General features: G+C 48.3%; 16 protein-coding genes. 12 read left to right on the top strand and 4 right to left on the bottom strand.

The features are described 5' to 3' along the window. Positions 1-5 precede the first annotated feature (5 nt). Positions 6-1,007, top strand: coding sequence for a metallophosphoesterase family protein (locus tag BP97_RS36105; RefSeq protein WP_051620542.1), 1,002 nt, complete (start codon positions 6-8; stop codon positions 1,005-1,007). A gap of 110 nt (positions 1,008-1,117) precedes the next feature. Here the strand turns inward: BP97_RS36105 and BP97_RS0112650 are convergent, their stop codons facing one another. Then, positions 1,118-1,912, bottom strand: coding sequence for a response regulator transcription factor (locus tag BP97_RS0112650; RefSeq protein ID WP_028549429.1), 795 nt, complete (start codon positions 1,910-1,912; stop codon positions 1,118-1,120). After that, a complete protein-coding gene (locus BP97_RS36100) occupies positions 1,884-3,701 on the bottom strand; it encodes a cache domain-containing sensor histidine kinase (protein WP_064745692.1) in 1,818 nt (605 codons plus the stop codon). Before BP97_RS36100 ends, BP97_RS0112650 begins: the two co-directional genes overlap by 29 nt. 194 nt (positions 3,702-3,895) lie before the next feature. Here BP97_RS36100 and BP97_RS0112640 point away from each other — a divergent pair, with 194 nt between their 5' ends. Further along, positions 3,896-5,206 carry an ABC transporter substrate-binding protein gene (locus BP97_RS0112640; protein WP_028549428.1) on the top strand — a complete coding sequence of 437 codons (1,311 nt, stop codon included), beginning with the start codon at positions 3,896-3,898 and terminating at the stop codon, positions 5,204-5,206. 52 nt (positions 5,207-5,258) lie between these two features. Next, positions 5,259-5,918 carry an MgtC/SapB family protein gene (locus BP97_RS0112635; protein WP_028549427.1) on the top strand — a complete coding sequence of 220 codons (660 nt, stop codon included), beginning with the start codon at positions 5,259-5,261 and terminating at the stop codon, positions 5,916-5,918. Between the two features lie 59 nt (positions 5,919-5,977). On the opposite strand, the gene BP97_RS0112630 is transcribed toward BP97_RS0112635, so the two are convergent. Continuing rightward, entirely contained in the window at positions 5,978-7,354 is a 1,377-nt protein-coding gene (locus BP97_RS0112630) for a dipeptidase (RefSeq protein WP_028549426.1), read from the bottom strand. Between the two features lie 262 nt (positions 7,355-7,616). On the opposite strand from BP97_RS0112630, the gene BP97_RS38815 reads away from it, so the two are divergent. The 3 genes from BP97_RS38815 (at position 7,617) to BP97_RS0112615 (ending at position 12,976) form a co-directional block, all read left to right on the top strand. Continuing rightward, positions 7,617-9,758 carry an endo-alpha-N-acetylgalactosaminidase family protein gene (locus BP97_RS38815; RefSeq protein WP_051620541.1) on the top strand — a complete coding sequence of 714 codons (2,142 nt, stop codon included), beginning with the start codon at positions 7,617-7,619 and terminating at the stop codon, positions 9,756-9,758. A 149-nt stretch (positions 9,759-9,907) separates the two neighbouring features. After that, a complete protein-coding gene (locus BP97_RS36090; protein ID WP_051620540.1) occupies positions 9,908-11,395 on the top strand; it encodes a glycoside hydrolase family 28 protein in 1,488 nt (495 codons plus the stop codon). A gap of 15 nt (positions 11,396-11,410) precedes the next feature. Then, positions 11,411-12,976 (top strand): glycoside hydrolase family 43 protein, encoded by a 1,566-nt coding sequence (locus BP97_RS0112615; protein WP_028549425.1) that lies wholly within the window; start codon positions 11,411-11,413, stop codon positions 12,974-12,976. A gap of 49 nt (positions 12,977-13,025) precedes the next feature. Here the strand turns inward: BP97_RS0112615 and BP97_RS36085 are convergent, their stop codons facing one another. After that, a complete protein-coding gene (locus tag BP97_RS36085) occupies positions 13,026-13,868 on the bottom strand; it encodes a helix-turn-helix transcriptional regulator (protein WP_051620539.1) in 843 nt (280 codons plus the stop codon). Positions 13,869-14,014: 146 nt separating this feature from the next. Between BP97_RS36085 and BP97_RS0112605 the strand changes: the two genes are divergently transcribed. From BP97_RS0112605 to BP97_RS39380, 6 genes are all read left to right on the top strand, one after another. Beyond that, complete coding sequence (locus BP97_RS0112605) at positions 14,015-16,363, top strand: helix-turn-helix domain-containing protein (protein WP_028549424.1); 2,349 nt, start codon at positions 14,015-14,017, stop codon at positions 16,361-16,363. A 266-nt stretch (positions 16,364-16,629) separates the two neighbouring features. Continuing rightward, positions 16,630-17,556, top strand: a complete 927-nt coding sequence (locus BP97_RS0112600) for an ABC transporter permease (RefSeq protein ID WP_231506296.1) — start codon at positions 16,630-16,632, stop codon at positions 17,554-17,556. A 35-nt stretch (positions 17,557-17,591) separates the two neighbouring features. After that, complete coding sequence (locus BP97_RS0112595; RefSeq protein WP_028549422.1) at positions 17,592-18,464, top strand: carbohydrate ABC transporter permease; 873 nt, start codon at positions 17,592-17,594, stop codon at positions 18,462-18,464. A gap of 17 nt (positions 18,465-18,481) precedes the next feature. Then, on the top strand, positions 18,482-19,606 hold the full coding sequence (locus tag BP97_RS0112590) for a glycoside hydrolase family 88/105 protein (RefSeq protein WP_231506290.1): 1,125 nt from the start codon (positions 18,482-18,484) through the stop codon (positions 19,604-19,606). A gap of 63 nt (positions 19,607-19,669) precedes the next feature. Continuing rightward, positions 19,670-21,187 (top strand): extracellular solute-binding protein, encoded by a 1,518-nt coding sequence (locus BP97_RS0112585; protein WP_231506289.1) that lies wholly within the window; start codon positions 19,670-19,672, stop codon positions 21,185-21,187. Positions 21,188-21,576: 389 nt separating this feature from the next. Further along, positions 21,577-26,998: pectinesterase family protein (locus BP97_RS39380; protein ID WP_064745690.1), on the top strand; the 5,422-nt coding region annotated here is incomplete at its 3' end.

Raw genomic sequence — 26,998 nt, 5'->3', positions numbered from 1 at the left:
TGGATATGCTGATATTTCGCAGTAACGGTAGCTTTAAGATCGTTCAGTTCACCGATATACATTGGAAGCTGGGGTTGGAAGACGACCAACGTTCTGCCTCATTTATGGCTCATGTGATTGAATGGGAACGACCGGATTTGGTTGTGGTAACAGGCGATATGATCGATAAGAAAGAATGTCCCGATCCCTTGGAAGGCTTTGCGTCTGCGGCGGCACCGCTATGCAAGAGCGGAATACCATGGGCATTCGTCTTCGGGAATCACGAAAGAGAATCGGGGGCAGCTGTTGAACAATTTGCAGCGCTGCTTCAATCGCTGCCCCATTCACTGTACCAACCCGGACCGGACAATGTACACGGGGCGTCCAATTATGTACTGAAGGTTCAAAGTAATCGCTCGGAAAAGCAATTAGGAGCAGTGCTGTATATGCTGGACTCCGGAGCTAAGACGAATAGGGCATTCGGAGGAACGGAATGGCTGCAGCGCTCGCAAATCGATTGGTACTGCATGCAGTCCGACCACCTCACCCTAAGTAATCGAGGGGAAGCACTGCCTTCTCTTGCGTTCTTCCACATTCCTTTTCCTGAGTACAACGAAGTATGGGATTACGGGATCTGCTATGGGCTGCAGCAAAAAGCGGTCGATAGCCCTAAGATCAACTCCGGTATGTTTGCGGCTATGCTAGAGAAGGGGGACGTGATGGGAACGTTCACAGGCCACAGCCATTTAAATGACTATGCCGGGGATATGCATGGAATCCGGCTGGTCTGCAGCCGCTTAACGGGCTTTGGAGCAAAGGGACCGGCTGATTATATGCGCGGTGCGCGAGTGATTGTACTGTATGAGGGTGAGCGGCGATTCGATACTTGGCAGAGGCTGGAAGACGGCAGCTTGTATGATCAGCCTCCGATCCATTTGCCTGAATGCTCTGATCCGTACGGTAAACGAACCTTAGTGAAAAGGGAGATAGCGGATGCTTCTTCAGATGACGAGAAACCAGTTATTTAGAGTGTAGCTACTGGCCGGAAGGGGGTACACCACAGGAGTACTACATACTCTGAAGTTTTATGGGTTTCTTGTCAATCTAAAGAGAGCAGCTGCTCTCTCTTTTTGTTTCACTAGCTTCCTTCAACATCGGTCGGCTTAACATCGCCTCCTACGGCATCCCGATACGTGCCGGGCGTGACGCCAACCTGCTGCTTGAAGACGAGGGCAAAATGCTTCGGGCTCTGATATCCGGACAGCCGAGCTATGTTATACACCTTTAGATGGGTGTGGGAAAGCAAATATTTGGCTCTTTCCATTCGGATATCGGTAATGTAATCGGATAAATTTTGACCGGTTTCGCCTTTGAATAAGTGGCTGAGGTAGGCGGGATGCAGGTCGACGAAGTCGGCGATCGTCTTAAGACTCAGATCGTCCTCGGGATGGGCAGCGATATATTCTTTAACGGTACGAATCGTGAAGTTATGATTTCCGTTTAACACAGACGAGGCAAGATACGGATTCCCCTCTTCCTTTGAGTCCATGCCGTGCATCTTGTTCAGCTTACCGCGAATTTTCTCCAATGCCGTCAAAAAGGCTCGTCGGTTGATCGGCTTCAGCAAATAGTCGGTCACCTCGCAGCGGATTGCTTGCTGGGCGTAATGAAAGTCCTGATAGCCGCTGATGATCATAATAGGAAGCTCTGCATAACGCTTGCGGACTTCCTGTATGAAGGAGATTCCGTCCATCTCGCGCATGCGAATGTCCGAAATGATTAGATCAGGCATGCCGCTGTCCAAGTAAGTCAACGCTTCCTTGCCGTTAACCGCTTCCATAGCAACGGTGAAGTCGCTGGATAATTGTTCTATCAGCCGCTTAATCCCTTCTCGAATTAATTGCTCATCCTCCACTAGCAGTACTTTGTACAAAGTCCTCACTCCTTACTATTACCGGGATAGTGACCGTTATAGAAACGCCTTGCCCCGGACTTCCGTCAATAAGCAATCCGTACTGTTTTCCGAACATCAGAACCAGCCGTTGATTCATATTGCGCAAGGCCAATCCGTTTGTTGATTCCTCCTCTAGACCAGGAGTGGAGATCTTTTGCTGGAGCGTGTCAATCTCTTCTTCATTCAGCCCCTTGCCGTTATCGGTTACGGTCAGCAGGAGCTCATCTTCAAAACGCGCTGCGGAGATCCATATCGAGCCCGGTCGGTCGATTCCATCGATGCCGTGATAAATCGCATTCTCTACCAAGGGTTGAAGCACCAGCTTGGGAACATAGAGAGAAAGCAGTGCTTCATCTATTTGAAATGCGACATGGAGATGATCACCGTATCGGAGCTGCTGAATGCTCACATACGAAGCGATGGAGGCGATTTCATCCTCAAGCAGGACGAGTCGGCTGTATGTGCCAACAGAGTGGCGGAGAAGCTGTCCAAGCGATGACACCATGTCGGAAATTTCATATGCTTCTCTTCGAATCGCCATCATATTAATGGACTCCAAAGTATTGTATAGAAAATGAGGATTCATCTGGGTCAGCAAAGCAGACAGCTGAGCTTCCTTTTCTTTAAGCCGAATGGCATACACCTCGTTCACGAGTCGGTCGATCTCCTCAGACATCCGGTTAAATCCGCTGCTAAGCTGGCCAATCTCATCCTGAGAATGAATCGGCATTTGTTGCTTCAGCTTCCCTTGCTCCACCAAATGCATTTTTTCCTTCATCTCCATGAGCGGGCGGCTAAGCTTATAGGAGAACCAAATAGCGGCTCCACACGCAGCAGCCAAACAGACAATTAGAGTAAGTAGGGTAAACCGCCGGAACTGCTCTGTCTCCTGGTGAAGCGAGGATACCGGAATAAAGCTAACCATTTTCAACCCCGAGAAGGAAGAGCGGTCAACAATAGTTAGAAAGGAGGCTCCGGGTATTTTGCTGCTAGCAATCCCGTTCTCGTTAGGCAAGCTCGACTGAAGTAAAAGGGCTTTGGTCTGTTCACTCAAATGCTCGTTATTTTGTTCATAGAACAGCTCATTATTCTCGTTAAGCACCATCAGATTGCCGATTTGGGCAAATCGATAGCTTTCCGAAATATTTTGGAACACGTCCAGTCTAAAATCGATTTTCATCAAGCCTTTGATCTGCCTGGAGCCCGGTTCGCGAATGATTCGCGCAGCCGCAATATATGGACCTGATTTGGAGTCCTCCAATAAGTAGTCCGGCCGATGCTGGGGAATAAGCACCCATTCTCCGTTACCCTGCTGAACTCTAGCATACCAAGGCTCGTGATCCCAACGAATCGAGGGACGGACCAGGTAAGGGTCCATACTGGAGAAGACGCTCCCGTTATTGGAAATGATTTGGACACCTCTTATTTCAGAGTAGTAAGAGGTTGTGCCTGCGATGGCGTGAAACATTTGACTGCGCTCTTCTAGTGTAGGCGTGGTCGAGGATAACTGAAGGTCACTGTATTTGTCGATAATATCGCGGACCTCGGTATTGTATAAGGGAAGCAGCGATATATTTTGCATCTGCTCCTTTAGCGTCTGATCCATGCTCCGGTTTATTTGGCTTAGAATCTGAACTGTGTAATTGACAGTCTTGCGTTCCACAGACGAGGAAAAATCGATGTACGTAATAATTCCTTGGGCTACCAGAGGGATGGTTATTAATAAAATAAAAATAAGTACGATTTTTTTTCTTAAGGTCATCGACATAAGCAGCAGTCCTTTTGGGTTCTAAAGCTTGCAGAGGCGAGATTCGCCGCTGTTGAATTCCTATTTTATCATAAATAGCTGTTGGGAAAGGCTCCTACCTTAACATTTTGTACCATTCCTTAAGACTAGAGGGTTTCTATCCTTAACGGATTTCCCTATAATGATGGAAACCGAAGCATCGAAGGAAGATGGATATGAACAAAAGGATGAGCACCGCTACCGCCGTTATTCTTATCACGGTCCTTCTAGCAGTTGGCTGCAATAACGACACCTTGCAGGTAGGTTCCGATACGCTTCCTAAGACGAAGACCGAGCTGACTTTTTATTATCCGATTGATGTCGGAGGGCCGGTTACGGCTACTCTGGAAGGCATGACGGAGCAATTCATGAAGGAGCATCCGGATATTCGCGTAAAGCCGATTTACATGGGCAGTTACAACGATACGACGATCAAAACGCAGGCATCCTTACTGGGAAACAATCCCCCGGATGTTGCCGTGCTTCCTTCGACTCAGTTGTTTACTTTGCTTGATATGAATGCCATAGTTCCGCTGGACCTGTTTATTGCCAAAGAAGGCGGCATTACATACTTGTCGGATTTTTACGAGCCTTTCTTGGTAAATTCACAGACAGGAGGCCATACCTACAGCATTCCATTTCAACGCAGCACAGTGCTGCTGTACTACAATATCGATGCGTTTCGGGAGGCGGGACTTGATCCTTCTAAGCCTCCGGAGAGCTGGGACGACTTGATCCGGATCGCCAAGCGGCTGACCACCGATAAGCAGTGGGGGCTTGAAATACCGTCCTCGGGAAGTACGAACTCCACTTGGATGTTTCAAATGCTTGCTTTGCAAAACGGGGGCATGCTGATGTCTCCTGACGGCAAACGGGTATTTTTCGATACCCCCGAAAATGCGGGGGCACTGGAGTATTGGCTTCGTCTTTCGAGAGAACTACATGTGATGCCGGTTCATCCACTTCATTGGGCAGCGCTTCCAGCCGATTTTTTAAGCGGCAAAGCAGCTATGATGTACTATACTTCCGGGAATTTGACCAACATGAGAAAGACGGCCTCATTTCCTTTTCACGTTGCCTTCCCACCGAAGAGCAGGCGTTTCGCCACTCCGACCGGAGGCGGCAACTTCTATATATTCAAAGGGACTAGCGAAGAACGGCAGGAGGCGTCTTGGACTTTTGTACGCTGGATGACGGAGCCTAAGCGAGTGGCTCAATGGAGCATCGACACCGGTTATGTTGCCGTCCGCAAATCGGCCTATGACACGGACAAGATGAAAAGTTACACAGAGCAATATCCTGACGCACTCGTTGCAAGAGATCAGCTCATCTATGCCGATGAAGAGCTATCCACCCACAATAACGATAAAGTGTTAGGTGTGCTGGAAGAGGCGATTCAGGCGGCTTTATCCGGCAGGCAGTCCCCGAAAGAGGTACTGAAGCAAGCTCAGACCAAAGCGGATAAGGCGCTGGAGCCTTTCCAATAGGGTACCGGAATGAGAATTTAGGGTAATAAGAAGATGACAGGAGGCTGAACCGATGGAATACGATTATTTAATTCGCGTCATTATTGCCGGCATTTGCGGAGCATTTATAGGATATGAACGCAAAAACCGAATGAAAGAAGCGGGGATTCGAACTCATTTTGTTGTTGCAATAGGAGCCTCTCTCATGATGTGTATTTCCAAGTACGGCTTTCAGGACCAAATAGGATGGGAGAATCTCGTGGTAGACCCCTCCCGTATCGCTGCGCAGATTGTAAGCGGAGTAGGGTTTCTTGGAGCCGGCATGATCTTTATGCATAAGCATACAGTTAAGGGACTGACGACAGCTGCAGGTATTTGGGCTACAGCCGGCATCGGCATGGCTATTGGTTCGGGCATGTATTTAATGGGAGCCGGGGCGACCATTATTATTATTTTGGCGCAAATTATTTTGCACCGCCGGTTCAATTGGCTTGCTTCTCCGAAGACAGAGCAGGTCACCATGCAAATTTCGAATATACCCGGATGCATGGAAGGTATCCAACAAATGCTGAAGCAAAAAAATATTGCAGTACTGAGTCTGCAGGTTGAAGAGCATTCGGACGATATGATTCACTTGGTTATGCTGGTGCGGCTTCCAGGGTCGTATGGAGTTGAAGATTTTCTTACGTTCATACAGGAAAATCGGATCGTCAAATCGATTGAAATTCATTAGTTTATATTAAAAAGGCCGTCCTTGCTGTCTTAGCAGGGACGGTCTCTTGCTTTATAGCTTTATTTAGCTGCCGCATGCAGCTCCTGCCAGTATTGGCAGAGTGTCGCGATACCCTTGTCGAAATTCTCAAGATGAAAATGCTCGTTAGGCCCGTGCATGTTCTCACCGGGAAGACCGAAATCCATCATGACCACGGGAGCGCCTAATACTCGCGAGAATACTTCTACAATCGGAATGGAGCCGCCGCTGCGAATATAAACCGGCGCTGTGCCGAACCCGGATTCATATGCCCGTGCAGCCGCCTGGATATAGGGATGCTCCGGTGAAATATAGAATGGTTTACCGCGGTGAGTCTGCTGAACCTTCACGGTAACGCCAGCCGGCTTGTGCTTCTCGATGTGAGCTTCGATCCGTTTCATAACCTGGTCAGGCTCTTGATTGTCGACCAGTCTGCAGGAAATTTTGGCTCCAGCCGTTGAGGGAACGATAGGCTTGAGTCCTTCGCCCTGATAGCCACCAAATATGCCGTTAATCTCTAGGGTTGGGCGGGCCGTTGTTCTTTCCAGGAACGAGAAGCCTTCCTCACCAGTCAGCTCGGGAACCGCCAAATCTTTGGCTTGCTTAGCATCATCAAAATGAAGCGCCCGGAATGCAGCGCGTTCCGCTTCCGATAATTCATTAACTCCGTCATAGAAGCCTTCGATCGTAATATGCCCATCATTCGCACGCATAGAAGAGAGCAATTGGACTAAGGCAATCGCTGGATTAGCGACGCCTCCGCCGTACAAGCCGGAGTGCAGATCGTTCTTCGGCCCTTGAATATCCAACTGGAAGCCGCAAAGACCTCGTAATCCATAGCAAATCGATGGGATGCCTTCGTCGTGCATCGGACCGTCCGAAATAACGATAGCATCTGCCTTCAGCCGCTCGGCCTGATCCTGCAAAAAGGCAGGCAAGCTTGGGCTTGCAATCTCTTCTTCTCCTTCGATGCAGAACTTCACGTTGACCGGAAGCTTCCCGCTGGTTTGCAAAAAAGCCTCGACCGTTTTTACGTGAGTATAGAGCTGCGCTTTATCGTCCGTTGCGCCGCGGCCATATAGCTTGTTGTCACGAATAACCGGCTCGAACGGAGGGGTATCCCATTGGTTCAACGGATCGGCAGGCTGTACATCATAGTGACCGTAGATCAGAGCGGTCGGTTGACCGGGTGCATGAAGCCAATCGCCGTAAACGACTGGGTGACCTGCAGTAGGAAGCACCTCCACATTTTCCAAGCCTGCCTTGCGAAGCGCTTCTGCCAGCCATTCGGCGGCTCTAGTCATATCAGGCTTATGCTCTGTACTAGCACTAATACTCGGGATACGGACGAAGTCTATCACTTCCTCCAAATGGCGTTCCCGGTGCTCTGCCAAATAAGCTTGCAATGCAGATTCCATAAACGATTCACCTCAAAAATAATAGTTTGGGTTCTTCTGATTGTGTATGTAGTCGCTCCTCTTTCGAAACTTTAACAGAGGTTTATTTCAATATATCATAGTTTCTTGCCGACACCGAATACAGGGATTAACTATGAGGCAATGTGGTTTACGGAACTTGTCAGATAAGTTATGCTGATCATTAATACATGGCTGTCTGAAAGCTTCTAACAGATCCTGATTACAGCCGAACTTAAATTGAAAAAAAGGAAGTGAAGTCTGAATGTACTTATCAGGTCATCAGGGGACTAAACCGGAATCATCCGCCGCAGCTATAGCGGCATCTATTCAGTCTTTAGACGCTCCCACCCAGGGGCAAACCATTCTCGCACTACCGACTATGCCTGCGGGGTTTGAGATCCAGATCGTAAGCTCGAGCCGAGAAGATGTAGTACCGAAGGATGCTCAAATTTTCCCGGTCATCGGGCAGGATACCGTAGTGGTGCTGGTGCTTGAAGTGACGGAGCAAGCGAATGGCGCTTCAGCCAAGACACAGCCTCTGCAGCTTGTCATACCTGGTATTGCATCATCGGCATCCATTCAGACTGCATCGCTGCAAAGCGTGCTAGCGCAGGCTAAGCAGCATTATGAGGCAGCGGATCGGGATTCGGCGTCTTACAGTATGGAGCTGCTGAAAGCATTGGGGGACGCTATCCATGAAGCGGAGAGTGTGTGTACAAACCCTGGATTGGGCCAAGATGCGGTCGATACGGTTCAGGCTAGGCTGCATCGTTCCATCACCGCACTGCTGGCTAACGAGGATAAGATGAATTCGGGCTTGCGGTTAGAATCCGTCACTTTGACAGCGGATACATCACTGCTGCGTCTGGACGGCCGGGCGGAACTAACGTTGAGCGGCAAGATGTCTGATGGAAGTGAAGCTGATCTTCGGCATGCGCAAATCCAGTACATAACGAGCAATGCCAATAGGATCGCAGCAGTTCAGCCGACATCAAAAGGTGCGGTAGTACAAGCAGGGACAAAGCTTGAGTCAGCAGGGACAGCAACGGTTACGGCACTTGTTACTATGGATGGCACGACCCGGACGGCCGAGGCGTCCTGTACGGTGGAGTTTGCACCGGATCAGCCTTTCAACCATGCGTATCATCAAACGCTAGCGATGAAAATGTTCATGGCCGACCGTAAAGGAGAGGTATTCATTACTTTTGAGCAGGCGCTTGATATCATGAAAAGGGTCGACCGAATAACAAGAGGTATCCCCAAGATCATCTACCTTGTTGGCTGGCAGTTCGAAGGACATGATACTGGCTATCCGGCGCTTCATGTCGTTAATGAAAAGCTGAAGCGCAGGGAGGATGCGACGGCGGAAGACAGCTTGAAATGGCTGATGAGCGAAGCGCGGCAATACCATACGACGGTCAGCCTGCATATCAATTTGCTGGATGCCAGCGATACAAGCCCGTTATGGCAGGAATACGTGGACAAGGATGTTATTGCCAGATTGGAGGATGGGAGTCTTCGCACTTATGTATGGGGCTACCCGATCAGCTACACTCGCGAGTGGGAAGAGGGATTGACACAACGACGCATCGATCAGCTGCTTCAACTTCTTCCCGTACAAGAGGCAGGCACGATTCACGTGGATGCGTTTCACCAGCATATCCCACAGCAGCAGATCGATCCGATTAGCCCGTATCACGGCATCCCAGTAGAGAAGGAGATTGAGGCCCAGAAGCAGATCATCCGTTATTTCCGGGATCGAGGGATCGATTTTACAGCTGAATTCGACAAAAGCTACCGCAGTGATCCATTGATCGGACTTCAGCCGTTTGCATGGCATGTCCGGTTCCAAGCGGAGGAGCAGCTAAAGATTCCAGCCAGCTTGTATTGTGGAGGTGACGGAGGCGATCCGCGTTTTGGCACCAGTATGCTCGGTGAGAGCATCATGAAGAAGGACCCTATCTTGCTTGCCGGTTTCCTTCAAGATTTTGCGCTGAATACACTGCCATGGTACTTCTTGAACCGATTGGACAGGCTGACGGATGAATCCGGCACCCTTCATTTCTCGGAGCAGGTCACAAGCTCCAACAAGGACAATTATCGCATCATTAAGCAAGCAAACCGATTGCTTAGGGATGGAGACGACGTCTTGTTCCCCGCACTGTGGAACAAGGATGCTATAGAATGGATTGCTTACAGCAAGCAGGGATATACCGACAAGGAATGGAGGCTTCCGGATACCTGGAACGAAATATCTCAAGCTGTTCTATATGAGATCGGTCTTGAGGGGCTTACAGGGGAGCCCATCCAACTTCCTATAATCAACGGGACAATCAAGCTGACTTTACAAGCGGATCAGGGTGTATCCTTATTCCCGGTGGGGATGGAACCCGTAAATCGCTAGATTTCCTGGCAGCCCGAGCGCAAGAATTGTTAAGTTGCATTATTCTGAGCATGTATTGTGTAGAACGTCGCTAAGGGATTGCTTTACAATGATATTGCATGCAGCAAGTCGGATCCGGCCTTATTTGGAGAGAAAAAAGGAGCTTCGCAATGACTGAGCAACGTATCGTTGAAGCGGGCGGTGCGGGTTTCCGTGCAGAGGATGTCCGCATCCCCATATTCCCAGAATGGACCTGTTCCGTTACCGACTACGGAGCAATAGGCGACGGGATAGTTAAAAATACAGATGCTTTTAATGAAGCAGTGACGGCGTGCGCCGCTGCCGGAGGGGGAACCGTTATCATCCCCAAGGGGATTTGGCTGACAGGTCCTATTATTTTGCAGAGCAAAGTAAGATTGCACGCTGAGGCAGGGGCTCTAGTTACCTTCAGCCGCGATTTTGACGATTATCCGCTCATTCCGAGCAATTATGAGGGGCTGCAGGCTGTACGGGCTATGCCTCCTATCTATGGTGAAAACTTGATTGACGTTGCTATTACGGGCCCAGGAATTTTTGACGGCTCTGGGGATGCCTGGCGCTGCGTCAAAAAGCACAAGATGACCGATCGGCAGTGGAGACACATTGTGGCTTCAGGCGGCTTCGTTGATGCCAACAATTTATGGTGGCCGACGCAGGAAGCCAGCGACGGAAGGCGTGTAACGGAGGCTCTTCAGGCTGAGGGGAATATGGAGATAGCTGCCTATGAGCCATATAAAGTGTATTTGCGGCCGGTTTTGGTTGGACTGACTGGCTGCAGCGGCGTGCTGCTGGATGGGCCGACCTTCCAGAACTCCGGAAGCTGGAACTTGCATCCTCGGTTGTGTGAGCATATAACGATCCGTCATGTCACGGTGCGCAATCCATGGCATTCCGTTAATGGAGACGGGCTTGACCTGGAATCATGCCGGTATGCTAATGTCATGGATTCAACCTTCGATGTTGGTGACGACGCGATCTGTCTCAAATCAGGGAAGAACGAGCAGGGACGGCGGACAGGCGTGCCAACCGAATACGTGACGATCCGCAATTGTACGGTGTACCATGGCCACGGTGGTTTTACAGTCGGCAGCGAAATGTCTGGCGGCGTCCGGCATGTGGACGTATCGGACTGTACGTTTATCGGTACCGATAACGGGTTGCGCTTCAAAAGCACCCGGGGACGCGGGGGAATCGTTGAAAATATCAAAATATCCAATGTATGGATGAAAGATATTATTAAAGACGCAATTGTATTTGATATGTATTACGAGATTAAGCAGGAATACGCCGATATGGCTCCGGTGACGGAGGAAACGCCATGCTTCCGGAACATTTCGATAACGGACACTTACTGTTCCGGAGCTGAAAAGGGGATTTTTATCCGCGGACTTCCGGAAATGCTTTTGCAAAATTTGCGCTTTGAGAGAGTGACCGTCGCTGCGGACGAAGGACTGACCTGTATCGATGCGGAGAACTTGGTGTTCCGTGAAGTGCAGGTAGCCGCTAAGCCGGGTACAGAGTTTAAGGAACGCAACTGCCGAAACATTCGCTTTGAAGACGCGGCAGGCAAGGAGTGCGAAGGGCCTCGATCATATGTGTTCGAGACATCATCTAAATAAAGGAGATTGGAAACCATGAGTGTCAGCAGTCAACAAAAGCCGGTTTGGTACGCCGACTTAGGCGACGGAACCTACCGTAATCCGATTATTTATGCCGATTATTCGGACCCCGATGTTATTCGTGTAGGAGAAGACTTCTACATGACCGCATCCAGCTTCAATAGCACACCAGGACTTCCTATCCTACATTCGAAGGATTTAGTCAACTGGACGCTTATCGGACACGCAATCCAAGAGCTGCCAAAAGAGTTTGACGGCGTACGCCACGGAGACGGAGTCTGGGCCCCAAGCATTCGTCATCACGACGGGAAATTTTGGATTTACTTTGGCGCTCCAGATGAAGGGATTTTCATGACGACGGCAACCGATCCTGCGGGCCCTTGGACTCCGCTCCATTTGGTTAAGGAAGTCAAAGGCTATATCGATACATGTCCGTTCTGGGATGAGGATGGTCAAGCTTATCTTGTCCATGCTTTTGCAAAAAGCCGCTGCGGCATCAAAAGCAAGCTTCAGGTTTGCCGGATGAAGCCAGACGGTACGGAACTATTGGATGAAGGGACTTTGATTTTTGACGGTACGGAAAATCACCCTACTCTCGAAGGCCCGAAATTTTACAAGCGCAACGGATATTACTATATTTTTGCACCTGCAGGCGGGGTATCGGTAGGATGGCAAACGATTTTACGCTCCAAAAACATTTTTGGACCTTATGAGGATAAAATTGTTCTACATCAGGGAGATTCCATTGTTAACGGCCCGCATCAGGGAGGCTACGTGGAGCTGGAGTCGGGTGAATCCTGGTTCATTCACTTCCAGGACCGTGAGGCGTACGGACGGATTGCTCATTTACAGCCGATGTCCTGGGAGAACGATTGGCCGGTTATGGGCATCGATACGAACGGGGACGGGATCGGTGAGCCGGTGCTTGTTCATAAAAAACCGAATGTTGGACATGAGTATCAGTCAGCGGTGCCAGACACTAGCGATGAGTTCGACAAGTCTGTATTGGGACTCCAATGGCAGTGGCAGGCGAATAACCGTGCGGAATGGTACTCTCTGGAAGATCGCCCGGGGCATCTTCGACTGCATGCGCAGCCGCTAAGGGAAGGAACAAGCACGTTCTATGATGTGCCAAGCATTCTTTGCCAGAAGCTTCCGGCGCCGGAGTTGACAGCAACAGCCAAGCTGGAGTTCACGCCAGGGGCTGCACATGAACGGGCCGGCTTGACGGTGTTCGGCCACGATTACCGTTATGTTGCCTTGGAGTCTTTAGAGGAAGGGCTGCAGCTTGTATTCGTTAAAGGGAGCGGCAACAAGGAAGGTTCCTCTGAGGAAACGGCTGAGACAGTCTCGATACCAGCTTCCGCGAAGACGGTATATTTCAAAGTGAAGGTCGTGCTCGAAGCTCAATGCACTTTCGAATACAGCTTGGACGGCACTACGTTTACTGCAATCGGTGACGTCTTCGAAGCGATTCCGGGTCACTGGGTTGGTGCCAAGCTGGGATTGTTCTGCTTGAAGCAAGACGCTGCATCGAGCGCCCAAGGCTTTGCGGATTTCGATTGGTTCCGAATCGAATAGATGGGATACATCAACGGGACCGGTAGCAATGCCGGTCCCGTATCCATCTTTATTTTTCGCTGTGGGTGTTCCTATGTGGAGCGATTTGAATCATTTTCTTGTACGTAAGCGGTGCCATACCCGTTACTTGTTTGAACGTACGATTAAAATGCGTGATGGTGGAATATCCTACCATCTCGGCAATATCGATCATTTTACCGTGTTCTTCCCTTAATATTCTTTGAGCCTCTCGAATACGCAGTGTATTAATGTATTCCGGAAAGTGGAATCCTGTGGATCGTTTGAATAAGCGGCTGAAATAGTACGGGCTTATGAAAAATTGGGATGAGACTGTTTCAAGAGTAAGCGGTTTCCTGTAATGCTCATTGCAGTAGCCGATAATCTCCGTCATTTTGCCATCCATAGGCTTTGGCGTTATTTGCTCGGACTCCATGCATATCCGGGACATATAGAGCAGCAGCTGGACAAGCAGCGCCTCGAAGAATTCCGCTCGGCCCGGCAGCTTGGTGTCCAAATACTCTTTTTTCATCTGAAAAAGAAGATTCTCAATGTAGCTCTGCTGCTGATTATTAAAAGGGATCACCTTGCTGCTTGAGCGAAACGGTGACAGGAGTAAGCTCAGCTGTTCCGGCTGGAAGCGGCTTAAAAACCGGTCAGTAAAGTAGAGAACCGCACGGTCATGCCCGATTCCGCCTTCGAGCGTTTTATGAATATCATTCTTGTTTACGAATACAACGGAGCCTTTGGTTACGTGATATATATGGTTTTCTAAATAGTAGTAGCGTTCTCCACCGAACAAATAATAAATTTCATAAAAGTCATGGTAATGGTACATATCCATCGCCGGATTCTCGGCTTGCTTGGAAAAATGGATTTCAAAATCCGTTTTCAATGCGGGTTCCCCCCTCATCGCCTAGCATAGCAAGACAATGTCAGCAGTGCAAGGGCATGTACAGCGATCCAGCCGTGAATCGACAATGAAACGGCCTACTTATGCTCGAACAAACGGTTGCACCGCAAGGGAAGGGGATATAGAAAATGTCCAAATTTTTAGTGCGGCTGCTTAGCTTCAGTCTTCTGCTCGGGGCGCTGCCAACCGTGTTTATTGGTCTTGTTTCTTATTATATGGCATCGCAGGATATGGAGAAAAAGGTCAATGAGGGCAATATGCAGCTGCTGCTGCAAACCCAAATGAGGGTTGAGCAAATGTTGAAATCATTAGAGATGTCTGCAACTCAGCTGGCTAATTCATCTTTAGTGCAAGCGGCTATGAACGGATCTCTTACAGGTGAAGATTTCATACAGGTAAGGGAGCTTACCACCGAGCTGACTAATTTGCAGTCCACCTCCGTTATCAAACAGGCTTATCTTGTGAACCTGGAAAAGGATTGGGCCGTGAACCTCGGGGTCATGAAGAAATTAAGCGAGTATGAAAACAAAAGTGAATTTCTCAACTATGCCGCCTATCCGGCTAGCATGTTCTGGAGTACGACGAAGTGGACTGCCCCTTCAAGAGACTCGTCCGATGAAGATGCTCCCGTCCATTCTCCGAAGTCAGGTCAGACCAAGACACTGGATACGGTCAGTCTGGTTGAGAAAATTCCGTTGCTGCCGAGAACGAACACGCCGAGAGGGCTTCTCATTATTCAGATAGCTGCGGCTGACATTCGATCCATCCTAACGCCGAATAGCATCCCGGGAAGCAATAGTAATTATATTTTGGATTCAACAGGCCAAGCTTTTTTGTCATCCTCTGAACAAAAAACAGCTTATGCAGATATTAACCGTACTGTCCTAGAACAGGTTGGCAGCTTGCCGCAAAAGCAGGGGTTTCTCAATGCTAAGCTGAATGGGAAGGAAGTTGCCGTACTATACCGGGCGTCGGGTTATAACGGATGGACCTATGTCTCCGTAGTCTCAATTGCTGAGATTACAAAGGATACGAAAAAAATCGCCATACTTACAGCTGCTGCATGTGCATTTATACTCATCATTGTTTTAATCATCGGCTATTTCGGAAGCCGACGCATGTATTCGCCGATACGCAATTTGCTTGAATTAACTCAAAAGATCGAACCAGAGTATTCTCCGCATGAAGGCATAAAAAGGGATGAGCTGGAATACATCAAGGAAAGCATAGAGACGTTGGCTGTGTCCCGCAGCCGTCTGGAGCAGCAGATGCAGGGGCAATCCGGACATTTGAAGGAATTTTTTGTGCTGAAGCTGTTCACAGACCAAATTTCTGAAGGCGATATTGTCTATCGTTCCGAGCTGTACGGGTTCCCAACGGAATGGAAGCGTTTGGGTGTGCTTACGTTACAAATCGATAATCTGCAGGATACGAGGTATCAGGAGCAGGATCGGGAGCTGCTTTTATTCGCTGTCAATAATATCGTAGGGGAGCTGCTGCCCGCAGGGACAAGGTTCAGCCCAATACTGCTCGGTACCTCCCAAGTCACTTTGCTGGCAATAGCAAACGAAGAACCGGAACAATTGAAGGCCTATTTGTATCAGTGTGCGGAATTGATTAAGTCGAAGGTAGAACAGTATTTACAGCTTCAGGTAAGCATCGGGATCAGCAGAGCATTCAGCCAATTATCAGAAACGGTTAAAGCTTACGGTGAAAGTATGGCTGCCTTGAAATGCAGAATAAGTCTAGGCCCCGATATTATTGCTCATTACGAGGATATCGAGAACAACGAAGAGGTTGAATCTGCCGTATATGCTCATTTGAAGCTGATGGAGGACCAGCTTATCCAAGCGCTTCAGGAGGTTAAGTTGGAGAAAGCCGTAGATATCTTTAACCAGTATTTATCGTCTGTTCTGAATAAAGACGGCTTTATGAATGAGCATCATATATTGCTTGTTCAGCTCATGTCGCGAGTATTGCATATTGTTCAAGACCAAGGAGTTTCCGTAAGGAAAATATTAGATGGGGAAAGTGCGGTTGAACGTTTATTGAAGCTGCAAACCCGAGAGGAAATTGCTCTTTGGTTCCAGTCCAGACTGTTTGCTCCGATTATCAAAATGCTTTCGGAGAAGGCGGATACCCAGTATATAAACATTGCTGACCGTATCGTCAAAATGATCCACGATCTGTATGACGGAGAAATATCATTGGAGTCGTGTGCAGCAAAGTTGAATTTTCACCCAGTTTACTTAAGCCGAGTATTCAAAAAAGAAATGGGTATTTCGTTCAGCGATTACTTGTCCGAATACCGAATGAATATGGCGAAGGTCATGCTGGAGACAACGACAATGAAAATTTCCGAAATCGGCGAGAAGCTTCAATATAAGAACATTAGTGCTTTTATTCGTACCTTTCGTAAAACATTCGGTACGACACCCGGACAATATAGAGAATTGCTGGATAAGGAGCATCCGTAGAACAGGCTCTCAGTGGAATCTACGCAGCACGCATATGCCTGAGATAACTAAATGCCCTGCAAGTTTTATTTAGAGGCATGATGAAGTTATATGCAGACTATTGTCGAATCGGTTCCAGCTATCCGTTTATCTTAACGTTATCGCGCCAAGAGAGTTAAATGCTAGTTATAGCAATACATCGGCAGGCGTCGGATAATGGGGACATCACGGAGCTGGGGGAAGCCCACATGAAGATGGATTCGACATTGCCCGCTGGGCGGAGAGAAATGAAAGCCTGGTACATCTCTGCGAGGGCACGGGTTAGAAATGTAATTCGGGACAAATGGCTGTATATGATGCTGCTGCCCGGAATCGTTTATTTCATAGTATTCAAATATGTTCCGATGTACGGCATCATGATGGCGTTCCAGGATTATAAGCCCTATCTCGGATTCAAACATAGCCCCTGGGTAGGCTTAAAGCATTTTGAACGTTTTTTCGGAGAGCCTCAATTTTGGATGCTGTTCCGGAATACGGTTGTGCTTGCGTTGTATAACATGATTTTTTTCTTCCCGCTGCCGATCCTACTGGCCCTTATGCTAAATGAACTTCGTTCGGAACGGTTTAAACGCTTCGTGCAAATGTTCGTTTATATCCCGCATTTCGTATCATGGGTTGTCGTCGCAGGGATTTTCTACATGCTGCTGACAACGGAGAACGGTATTGTGAATGAATGGATTTATAAGATCTCGGGAGAAAAAATTGCCTTTCTGCTTGAACCGGAATGGTTCAGGGCGATCATCGTGACTCAATCCATATGGAAGGAAGCAGGGTGGGGTACCATCATCTTCCTGGCAGCCTTGTCCGGCGTAGATATGCAGCTGTATGAAGCGGCGCGTATCGACGGGGCGGGACGCTGGCGTCAGTTGTGGCATATTACGCTTCCAGCGATTCGGAATACCATCAGCATCCTGCTGATACTTCGCCTCGGACATTTCCTGGACTCGGGCTTTGAGCCTATTTTCCTCATGCTGGCTCCGACGAATCGCGAGGTTGGTGAAGTATTCGATACCTACGTGTATGTAAAAGGCTTGACCCAAGCTCAATACAGCTATAGTGCGGCGGTTGGTTTGTTCAAATCGGCTGCCGGCCTGCTGCTTGTACTCGGCTCGAACTGGCTTGCGAAAAGATTCGGGCAAGAAGGTGTCTATTAAAGCAGACTTGCCGTCAGTATGGGGGGATCAGCTCAATGGTTTACGACAAAACGGCAGGCAATCGAATCATCGATGGGATTATTTATATTGTGCTGACTTTTACCGCATTAGTATGCGTGCTGCCTTTTCTGTACGTGCTTGCAGTTTCCTTGACAAGCCCGCATGAAGTGGCAAAAGGAGGGATACTCCTCTTTCCGAAGGAATGGTCCTTTGCAGCCTACCGGTATATTTTTTCCACGAATACGTTGGTAAAAAGCATGCTTGTGTCGATCTATATCACGGTCGTGGGAACTTTCATTAACCTGCTGTTTACGGTTTTAATGGCTTACCCTCTATCCAAGCGGCACTTGGAAGGCCGACGCATCATTATACTGGGAGTTTTGTTTACGATGCTGTTCGGAGGCGGTTTGATTCCAACGTATTTCGTTGTGAAAAATTTGCAACTGACCAATACACTATGGTCTCTCATGATACCAAGCGCCATTAGCGCGTTTAACCTGATCGTATTGAAAAACTTTTTCTCGCAAATTCCTGACGATTTGGAGGAAGCAGCCAAAATGGACGGCAGTAACGACGTCGGAGTGCTGTCTCGAATTGTACTTCCTCTGTCAATGCCGGCGATGGCTGCCTTAGCCTTGTTTTATGCGGTTGCACACTGGAATCAGTTTTTCAACGCGGTGCTGTACATTAATGACAACGCCAAATGGCCGATTCAAGTATTGATGCGCGAGATTGTTATTATGGCGCAAAGCAGAATCGGAGACACGAGCATGGATGAGGCAGACATTCAGCCTTTGACGATTCGTATGGCGGTTATTGTGTTTGCAACGCTGCCAATCTTGATGGTATACCCGTTTTTACAAAAGCATTTCACCAAAGGTGCTTTGCTAGGATCCGTTAAAGGATAGAAAGGTGAGGAAAGACTATGTTAAGGAAAAATAATCGGATGGCCGATCCTCTGCATTGGGCTAGACAATTCATGGCTCGTTATCAAAAATCGGATGGAGGCGGATTCCTGACCAAGCGGTGGCACTATGAAAACGGCTGTTTTCTCCGGGCTCTGGAAGCCTGCTATAAGAAAACCGGTGATGAGCGATACTTGCAATATATCCAGGAAATGATGGATTTGTTCGTACTAAATGACGGTACGATCCACAATTACAAGGTAGAAGACTATAACCTGGATCAAATCAATCAAGGAAAGCTGTTGTTCCTTCTTCTTGAGAAAACAGGAGAGGACAAGTATCGCCAAGCGATAGAGCGGTTAATGTCTCAACTGAAGGGACATCCGCGAACCGAAGAAGGCGGCTTTTGGCATAAAAAGGGTTATACATCGCAAATGTGGCTTGATGGACTTTATATGGCTTCGCCATTCATGGCACGTTACGGACTTTTGACAGGAGACACGGCTTGGCTTGATGAGGCTGCCCATCAGCTTCTGCTGGTGGAAGAGAAGACACGCGATGAAGAGAACGGGCTGCTGCGCCATGGTTGGGACTCATCGCTTCAACAGCAGTGGGCTGAGCCAGGTACAGGCCGATCGCCCCATGTGTGGAGCCGTGCCATGGGATGGTACATGATGGCTCTGGTGGATGTTCTAGAATGCTTGCCGTCAGACCTCCCTAAACGAGAGGAAGTGAAGTCTGTGCTGCAGAAGCTTGCTGAAGCAGTGAGCAGGGTTCAGTGTAAAGTTACAGGCTTATGGCCGCAAGTATTGGACCAAGCCGGACGGGAAGGCAACTATCTGGAATCGTCGGGAACCTCCATGTTCATTTATGCGTTGGCAAAAGGCACTCGTCTTGGGCTGCTAGGCAGCGAAGCCTTGGAAAATGCAGTGCGCGGCTACCAAGGTTTGCTGGATCATTTGGTCATTGAGGATGAAAAAGGGCTCGTTCATTTAACTCAATGTAACAGCGTTGCAGGCTTGGGGGGGAACCCTTACCGCGACGGCTCTTACAACTATTATATTGGTGAGAACATCGTTCACGACGATCCGAAAGCTGTTTCTCCTTTTATCTTGGCGGGAATAGAGGTTTATGAGACGGATTAGATCTTAGCTGACTATAGCCGACGCATCCGATTGAAACAATACGGTATAATGGAGGGTTCAAAGATGGGGAAGAAGCACTTGGCACTAACAATGGGCTCTGTATTGCTGTTGTCCTCCGTATTATCGGCATGCGGCGGCGATGAAGCATCCGAAGGAAAGAAAGGTATGCTGGTGGATGCTGCCGATGCACCGTATCTTCTGACTTTAGTAGTGAATCAAGTGGGAGAAATTCCACCCAAGGATAACGAAATGGAAAAAGCGATTAAAGCTTATACGAATACAGATTTGCAAATTCAATGGATTCCTACCTCCAGCTACGATGAGAAAGTGAATGTGATGATCGCTTCTAACGAGCTGCCCAAGCTGATTAAGCTGAATTATACGCCTACAATCATAGGTACGCTGAAATCGGATTTGTTCTGGGAAATCGGTCCTTATTTAAAAGAATACAAAAACTTGTCCTCCCAAAATCAGCAATTCTACGACAACATTGCTGTAAACGGGAAAATATACGGTGTCCCCTTATTCCGCGAGCTGGGTCGAGCTGCCGTCCATTATCGCAAGGATTGGTTTGATGCTGCAGGCTTGAAGCTGCCCCAAAGCCTCGATGACTGGTACAATGTGATCAAAATAATGACCAAAGGCGATCCTGACAAAAATGGCAAGGACGATACGTACGGATTCATGCTGGACAAAAGATATAACCAGGATGCCTCGTCAACCTTGACTCGCATATCGGTTACTCAGGGGGGACCCAACAAATGGAAGGTTGAGAATGGCAGCTTTATTCCCGAATTCATGACAGAACCTTTCTTCGATACGATGAAGCTGTTCCGTAAGCTGTACGAAGAGAAGCTGATTAATCAGGATTTCGCGGTAGTTGATGCTACCGAAATTGATAAAGTATACGAATCGGGCCGTACGGCTATCCGTATTTCTGGTGGCAACGCGCAGAGCATGCAGGAAAAATTGGTGAAGGCCGCTCCCACGGCTGTTGTCGATGCCTCTGCCGTAGAAGGTTCTAATGGCAGAAGACTGCCTGGAGAAAGCGGTAATGCCGGTTTTCTGGCAATCCCTAAGGATACTGTGAAATCGGTTGATGAGCTGAAAAAGGTGTTGACCTTCATCGATAAATTAATGGATCCTCAGATGGCGACATTGCTTGTCAAAGGAGTTGAAGGCAGGCATTGGGGAGATAAAGGCGAATTCACCGTACCCTTGAATTCGGAAGCAGATGCGAGAGAGGTTAAGCCATACCGTGATACGCTGCCGCAGCGTAACGAAAGCTATAATATAGCAAAACCGATGAAGCAGACGGATCTATTCCGTAGAAACGTTCAAATTACGAAAGAAAATGAGAAATATATCGTCGTTAACCCAGCGTTGACGCTGGACTCCGCTACCTTCTCCGAAAGAGGCAAAGAGCTGGAGCAAATCATAAGCGATGCTGAGACCAAATTCATTATGGGTAAACTTGACCAAGCGGGTTGGAAAGCGGAAATCGAGAAGTGGAAAAAAGCTGGCGGCGAGAGGATGGCTCAAGAGTATAAGGAAGCTTACGAGAGAAGTCAGAAGAGATAAGGTACCAAATAACAGTTGAAACATCCAGGTCCGTCCAGCTCGGATAGGATGTTTTTTAGTTTGAACTCTATGTTCAAGCGGATTCCCATATGGTTAAGTTTAGCGTATCTGGAGTTAAATACAAGCTATCTCAGCAGGTTTGGGACCAAAATCGCACCGTTTCGGCATGAAGTTATCTTGTAGGTATAGCTATGCATGCGTTATGGGAGCATAATCGGTTCGTAGAGGTTCGAATAGGATTAAAAGCGCTTCCAAGTATAGTCAGGTGGGGAATCCAATATCCGGGAGGTGATTGGCACGGATCGGTTTTGTTTAAGATCAACAAGATGTAACCGCATCCATTTTAAACAAGCAAGTGCTAACAATGGTTACTTAGGAGGAGAAGTGTCTTGAAGAAGGCTTTAAGTTCTGTTTTGATCGCAGCCATGATGGCCACGTTCGTACCTGTTCAAGTGTTTGCTGACACATCTGCTGCGAAGCTGCCCGCATTTCCGGGAGCGGAAGGCGGAGGCAAATATACGTCCGGCGGACGAGGCCAAGAGGTGTACGTCGTTAATACGTTGGCCGACTATAAAAAAAACGAGCCGCCTATTCCCGGATCCTTGCGGGACGCGGTGAGTCAAAGCAACCGTACGATTGTGTTCCGTGTCGGCGGTACGATTCATCTTAAGGAATCCCTCAAAATATTGGGCTCCAATCTTACCATTGCAGGACAAACAGCTCCGGGAGATGGTATCACAGTAAGTGATTATACGACGAGCATCGAAGCGGACAACGTTATCATTCGCTATATGCGTTTTCGTTTAGGAGATCGTTATGCAAGTGAGGATGATTCATTCGGGGTACGCTATCACAAGGACCTTATGATTGATCATAGTTCGTTTAGCTGGTCCGTTGATGAAGTAGTCAGCCTTTATGAAAATACAAATACAACAGTGCAATGGTCCATTTCGGAAGAAAGTATGCTGATGACAAGTCATCATAAAGGACGTCACGGCTATGGCGGCATATGGGGTGGAAATAACGCTACGTTCCATCATAACTTGATCGCTCACAGCGTAAGCCGTAATCCGCGTTTTCCTACCATAAAGCAGCTGCTAGATATAACGGATGCAACCAACAATGTCATTTATAACTGGGGCTTTGCTTCCTCATACGGAGGCGGGGAGGGCTTCTACAATCTCGATCATAACTACTACAAATATGGTCCGAATACTTACCGCAATGTTCGTAACGTATTGTTCACCGAGGTCATTCCCGACAGCAAAATGTACATTAACGGCAATTATATGGATGGAGATCCGGGCGTTACCTCGGATAACTGGAAAGGTATTCTAAGCGTAATCGATCCGTCATCTTCTAAACAATCCACCAGAGCCGATGTTGCCGGCTATGTTCCGGAGCCAGCCCAGGATGCCTATGTCAATGTGTTGGCAAATGTGGGTGCTACATTGCCCAAACGGGATGCTATCGATGCTCGGGTTATCAACGACGTCAAGAACAGAACCGGCCAGCATATTAATTCACCGAAAGAAGTGGGAGGCTTTGCCGAATACCCGGAGGTTCTCTCTTCGGTTGTAGATAATGACGGAGATGGAATAGATGATGCTTGGGAAGCGGCACACGGACTTTCCTCCTCGGATCCGAATGACCGTAATTTGACAACGCTTTCTCCTGAAGGATACACGAATCTTGAAGTATATTTGAATGATTTGGTTGTAAAAGGAAATGCTTCCGGCAGCAATACCGACAACCCGGTAGCTGCCATCACTTCTCCGGCAAACAATATCATCAAGGAAGCTGGCAGCGATGTATTGATCAATGCAACAGCAAGCGATAAGGACGGTATAGCCAAAGTCGAATTTTTTATTGACGGAACGAAGGTCGGCGAGGCTGATACAGCCCCGTATAGCTATAATTGGACCAATGTGGAGGATGGAACACATTATGTGGTCGCTCGCGCTATCGATAATACCGGTGTTGGGACACAATCCGATAATGTGACGGTACATGTCAATACGACAGGATCGTTGGGGTCATGGCAAACACAGGATATCGGAAATGTAGGAATTAAGGGGCATACCCAGCTAGGTGCTGATTCCAAGACACTTACAGTCAAATCGGCTGGAGATATCGATGGATCAGCGGATGCTTTTCAATTTGCTTATCAAAAGCAAAGCGGTAATGGCGAAATTATTGCCAGGGTAGAGCAGGTCACTGGTACGGATGATAACGCGGAAGCGGGTGTGATGATTCGCGAATCGCTTGATCCTTCCTCCAAAATGGCTTTCCTCTCCATTCCTTATGTAAAAATGGGTAAAAAAGGGGTCATGATCAGCCGTTCCTCAACGGGAGGAAACTCAACCAGAATTGAACCGGAAACGTTCATCAGCACGCCTTATTGGGTGAAACTGGTTCGGCTTGGGGATCACTTTACAGGACTCATCTCGGACGACTTGGTAAACTGGCAAAAAATTGGAACCCTTACTATCGATATGGCAGATGAGGTATTCTATGGCTTAGCAGCAGATGCTTCCAAAGCCGATAACGAGATTGACAAATACAATACATCCCGCTTTAGCGGCGTGGAAATCCATGCTTTGGATGCAGACTATCCGGCAGAACCAACAGGTCTTAAGGGCACTGCAGGGGATAAAGCAGCTTCACTTGCATGGGACCAGGACGCTTCGGCAGCTTCCTATAATGTGAAGCGCAGCGACGTACCGGGTGGGCCTTATACTACTATGGCAACCAGCATTACGGGTACAAGTTACACGGATACAAAGCTAACGCCTGGGAAGGCTTATTACTATGTAATCAGTGCTGTGAACAACAAGGGTGAAAGCTTTAATTCATCCGAGGTCAGCGTAGAGCCAACGGGAGAGCCAGAACCGATTTACTACGTGGATGAAGATTTTGAGAACGTCGCTTTGGACACAACACCAGCGAATTATGAAATAACGCCAATTCCGCAAACATCCCTAAATAAAGTGGTAGCTTCAGGAGTACCGGCAGATTCAACAGGGAATTCATCGAGCAAAGCGCTGTATTTGTATGACAAAAGCAATGTGAATACTCAATTTATCCGAAAGTTCACCCCTCAATTCGGGACCGTGATCATTGATACGGATTTTTATTTCCCGGAAGAGTCCGGAACCTCGGTACCGCTTCAAGTGCAGAATGCAGATGGATCGAAGACAGCTTTTGCTATCGAAGTCAGGAAGCCGACCCTGCCTGCAGCTTCAGGATCATATACTTTAACTTATAATAAAGGCAGCAGCAACTATTATAAGCTGATGGACCCTCCGCAAAGCACTAAGACCTGGCACAACATGAAACTGGTGGCTAATGTAGCAGCGGATAAGGTCGATATTTATATCGACAATGCCTTCGTACAAACCTTTGACTTTACAACAACCAAATTCAAGGATTACGGAATAGGACGTATATTGTCCAAAACGCCTGGAGGAGGAAACGGAAGCTTCTATTTCGATAATATGAAAGTATACGTTGAACCGGCGGCGACTCCAAAAGGACTGAAGGCGTTACCAGGCAATGGCGCTGTTGAATTGACATGGACCGAGCCTCAGGGCGCGGACTCGTATAACATTAAGCGAAGCGAGACAAGCGGTGGACCTTATACCGTCATTAAAGCCAATGTAACCGGAAGCTCTTATATCGATAATACGGTGACCAACGATACGACGTATTACTACATTATTACGGCTAATGGAGTTGGAGGAGAAACGGGCAATTCCAATCAAGTGCAGGTAACGCCGACGGAAACAGCGGAGAAGCCATCTGCACCTGGTGGACTAAAAGCGGAATCGAGAAATGCACAGATTGATTTAAGCTGGAATGCCATGAACAATGTGAATTTTTATACGGTGAAAAGAGCGATCAACCCGCCAGGGTCTTTTGAAGTGGTCGCAACTAACATTACAGGAACTTCCTACCGTGTAGGAGGACTGAACAATAATACGCCTTCTACCTATGTTGTTTCGGCAACTAATGTGGGAGGAGAGGGAGCCAACTCGGCACCGATTATTGCTTCGGCCTATGCTCCGCTGGAAACGCCGCAAGTGACGGCTCAAGCGTCAAGCGGTCAAGTAATGCTTCAATGGTCTTCCATCCCAGGGGCTGATCATTATGTGGTGAAACGCTCGTCTTCTCCAGATGGTACTTATGCGGTGTTGACCTCTAATGCAACAGGAACAGGCTATACGGATAAGAATCTCACGGACGGAACCCCGTATTATTACAGGGTTTCCGCTATAGGTTCGAACACAGCCGGCATGGAATCGTCTGTTGTTGCTATAAAACCGGGGGCAGTCTTTGGACAGCCGGAGATACCGACAGGCCTGAAGGCCGAAGCCGGGGACGGTCAGGTCCAATTGACCTGGAGTCCTGTTAGCGGGGCTTCTTCATACCAAGTAGTTCGGAGCACCAGCCAATCAGGACCTTATACTGTAGTGGGCAGCGATGTAACAAGCCCGACATTGACAGACACAGGTTTGAATTTAGGGACCGCTTATTATTATGCGGTTACAGCGATCAATGATAAAGGATCGAGCTATACGTCCGTACCGGTTAAAGCTATACCTGCAAAAGTAATACGGGTCTCACAAAATGCAGCTGATCCGAGAGATTACGCTACCATTACCGAGGCTGTTAATGCGGTACCTGATAATAGCACCATCCCTACGATCATCCGTGTAAAAAATGGGATCTATCATGAGAAGCTGTACATTAATGCTTTCAAGAAGATGATCACCATGATTGGGGAAAGTCGGGAAGGTACCGTATTGGTAAACGGTGATTCGGCCAAAACCCCTGGTCCGAATGGAACGGAGCTCGGCACAAACGGCAGCTACACACTAAGAGCCGGCGGAACCGATTTTACATTAGAAAATATGACGATTGAAAACAGCGCGGGACTCACAGCGGGTCAAGCGGTTGCACTGTATGCCGAAGGGGATCGTGGCATATATCGCAATGTGAAGCTGCTCGGTTACCAAGACACGTTGTTTGCTGATAAAGGCAGACAGTATTTTGTAGATAGTTATATTGCAGGCAGCGTCGATTTTATTTTTGGCAGCTCTCCGGCTGTGTTTGAGAATTCCATTCTTCACAGCAGAGCTCCTGGCTATGTGACGGCAGCCTCATCTGCTGAAGGTCAACCGGGCTATGTATTTATTAATAGCACCTTGACAGCGGAGCCTGGCATAACGGCACAAGTTGAGCTGGGAAGACCGTGGCGGCCGAATGCCAGTGTTACTTATATTAACAATACAATAGGTGAGCACATCAAGCCAAACGGTTGGAACAATTGGGGAAATACTGCAAATGAAGCTACGGCAAGATATGCAGAGTATGCAAGCAAAGGACCTGGAGCTAATGCGGACAAGCGGTACACATGGTCGAAGCAGTTGAACCCATCGGAGGCAGCCCAGTTCACTATTCAGTCTACCCTTGGGGGAACGGATAACTGGAATCCGAAGATTTCAGGCGTACTGTGGGCTGATACAGCTGCTCCGCCTAAGCCAGAGCAAGGAGCAACTGGCATCATCGTAGATAAGCCTGTCGTGCAGCTGGAAGCGGGGGAATCGGTACAGGTCCAAGCGACGGTCCAGCCTACAACCGTAGACCAGAAGGTAGCTTGGTCAGGCGGTAACGACAAGGCAAGCGTAAGCGCAACAGGACTTATTACCGGCTTGAAGCCGGGAGCTGCAAAAGCAACGGTAACGAGTGTGACGTACTCAACCTATAGTACGGATGTGAACGTGACGGTAGTGGATACGAAAGCGCCGG

Origin of the sequence: Paenibacillus sp. UNC451MF (genome assembly GCF_000686845.1) — a bacterium.
Taxonomy (GTDB): Bacteria; Bacillota; Bacilli; order Paenibacillales; family NBRC-103111; genus Paenibacillus_S.
The sequence above is the reverse complement of the archived record's forward strand: the minus strand, read 5'-3'. Positions and strand labels throughout refer to the sequence as shown.

What these genes read in the sequence shown, in the direction of transcription:
- BP97_RS0112585 (WP_231506289.1), top strand. Translation starts at nt 19,670, where the DNA reads ATGGGGAAGAAGCACTTGGCACTAACAATGGGCTCTGTATTGCTGTTG.
- BP97_RS36090 (WP_051620540.1), top strand. Translation starts at nt 9,908, where the DNA reads ATGACTGAGCAACGTATCGTTGAAGCGGGCGGTGCGGGTTTCCGTGCA.
- BP97_RS0112600 (WP_231506296.1), top strand. Translation starts at nt 16,630, where the DNA reads ATGAAAGCCTGGTACATCTCTGCGAGGGCACGGGTTAGAAATGTAATT.
- BP97_RS0112635 (WP_028549427.1), top strand. Translation starts at nt 5,259, where the DNA reads ATGGAATACGATTATTTAATTCGCGTCATTATTGCCGGCATTTGCGGA.
- BP97_RS38815 (WP_051620541.1), top strand. Translation starts at nt 7,617, where the DNA reads ATGTACTTATCAGGTCATCAGGGGACTAAACCGGAATCATCCGCCGCA.
- BP97_RS0112605 (WP_028549424.1), top strand. Translation starts at nt 14,015, where the DNA reads ATGTCCAAATTTTTAGTGCGGCTGCTTAGCTTCAGTCTTCTGCTCGGG.
- BP97_RS0112630 (WP_028549426.1), bottom strand. Translation starts at nt 7,354, where the DNA reads ATGGAATCTGCATTGCAAGCTTATTTGGCAGAGCACCGGGAACGCCAT.
- BP97_RS0112590 (WP_231506290.1), top strand. Translation starts at nt 18,482, where the DNA reads ATGTTAAGGAAAAATAATCGGATGGCCGATCCTCTGCATTGGGCTAGA.
- BP97_RS36100 (WP_064745692.1), bottom strand. Translation starts at nt 3,701, where the DNA reads ATGTCGATGACCTTAAGAAAAAAAATCGTACTTATTTTTATTTTATTA.
- BP97_RS0112615 (WP_028549425.1), top strand. Translation starts at nt 11,411, where the DNA reads ATGAGTGTCAGCAGTCAACAAAAGCCGGTTTGGTACGCCGACTTAGGC.
- BP97_RS0112640 (WP_028549428.1), top strand. Translation starts at nt 3,896, where the DNA reads ATGAACAAAAGGATGAGCACCGCTACCGCCGTTATTCTTATCACGGTC.
- BP97_RS0112595 (WP_028549422.1), top strand. Translation starts at nt 17,592, where the DNA reads ATGGTTTACGACAAAACGGCAGGCAATCGAATCATCGATGGGATTATT.
- BP97_RS36105 (WP_051620542.1), top strand. Translation starts at nt 6, where the DNA reads ATGCTGATATTTCGCAGTAACGGTAGCTTTAAGATCGTTCAGTTCACC.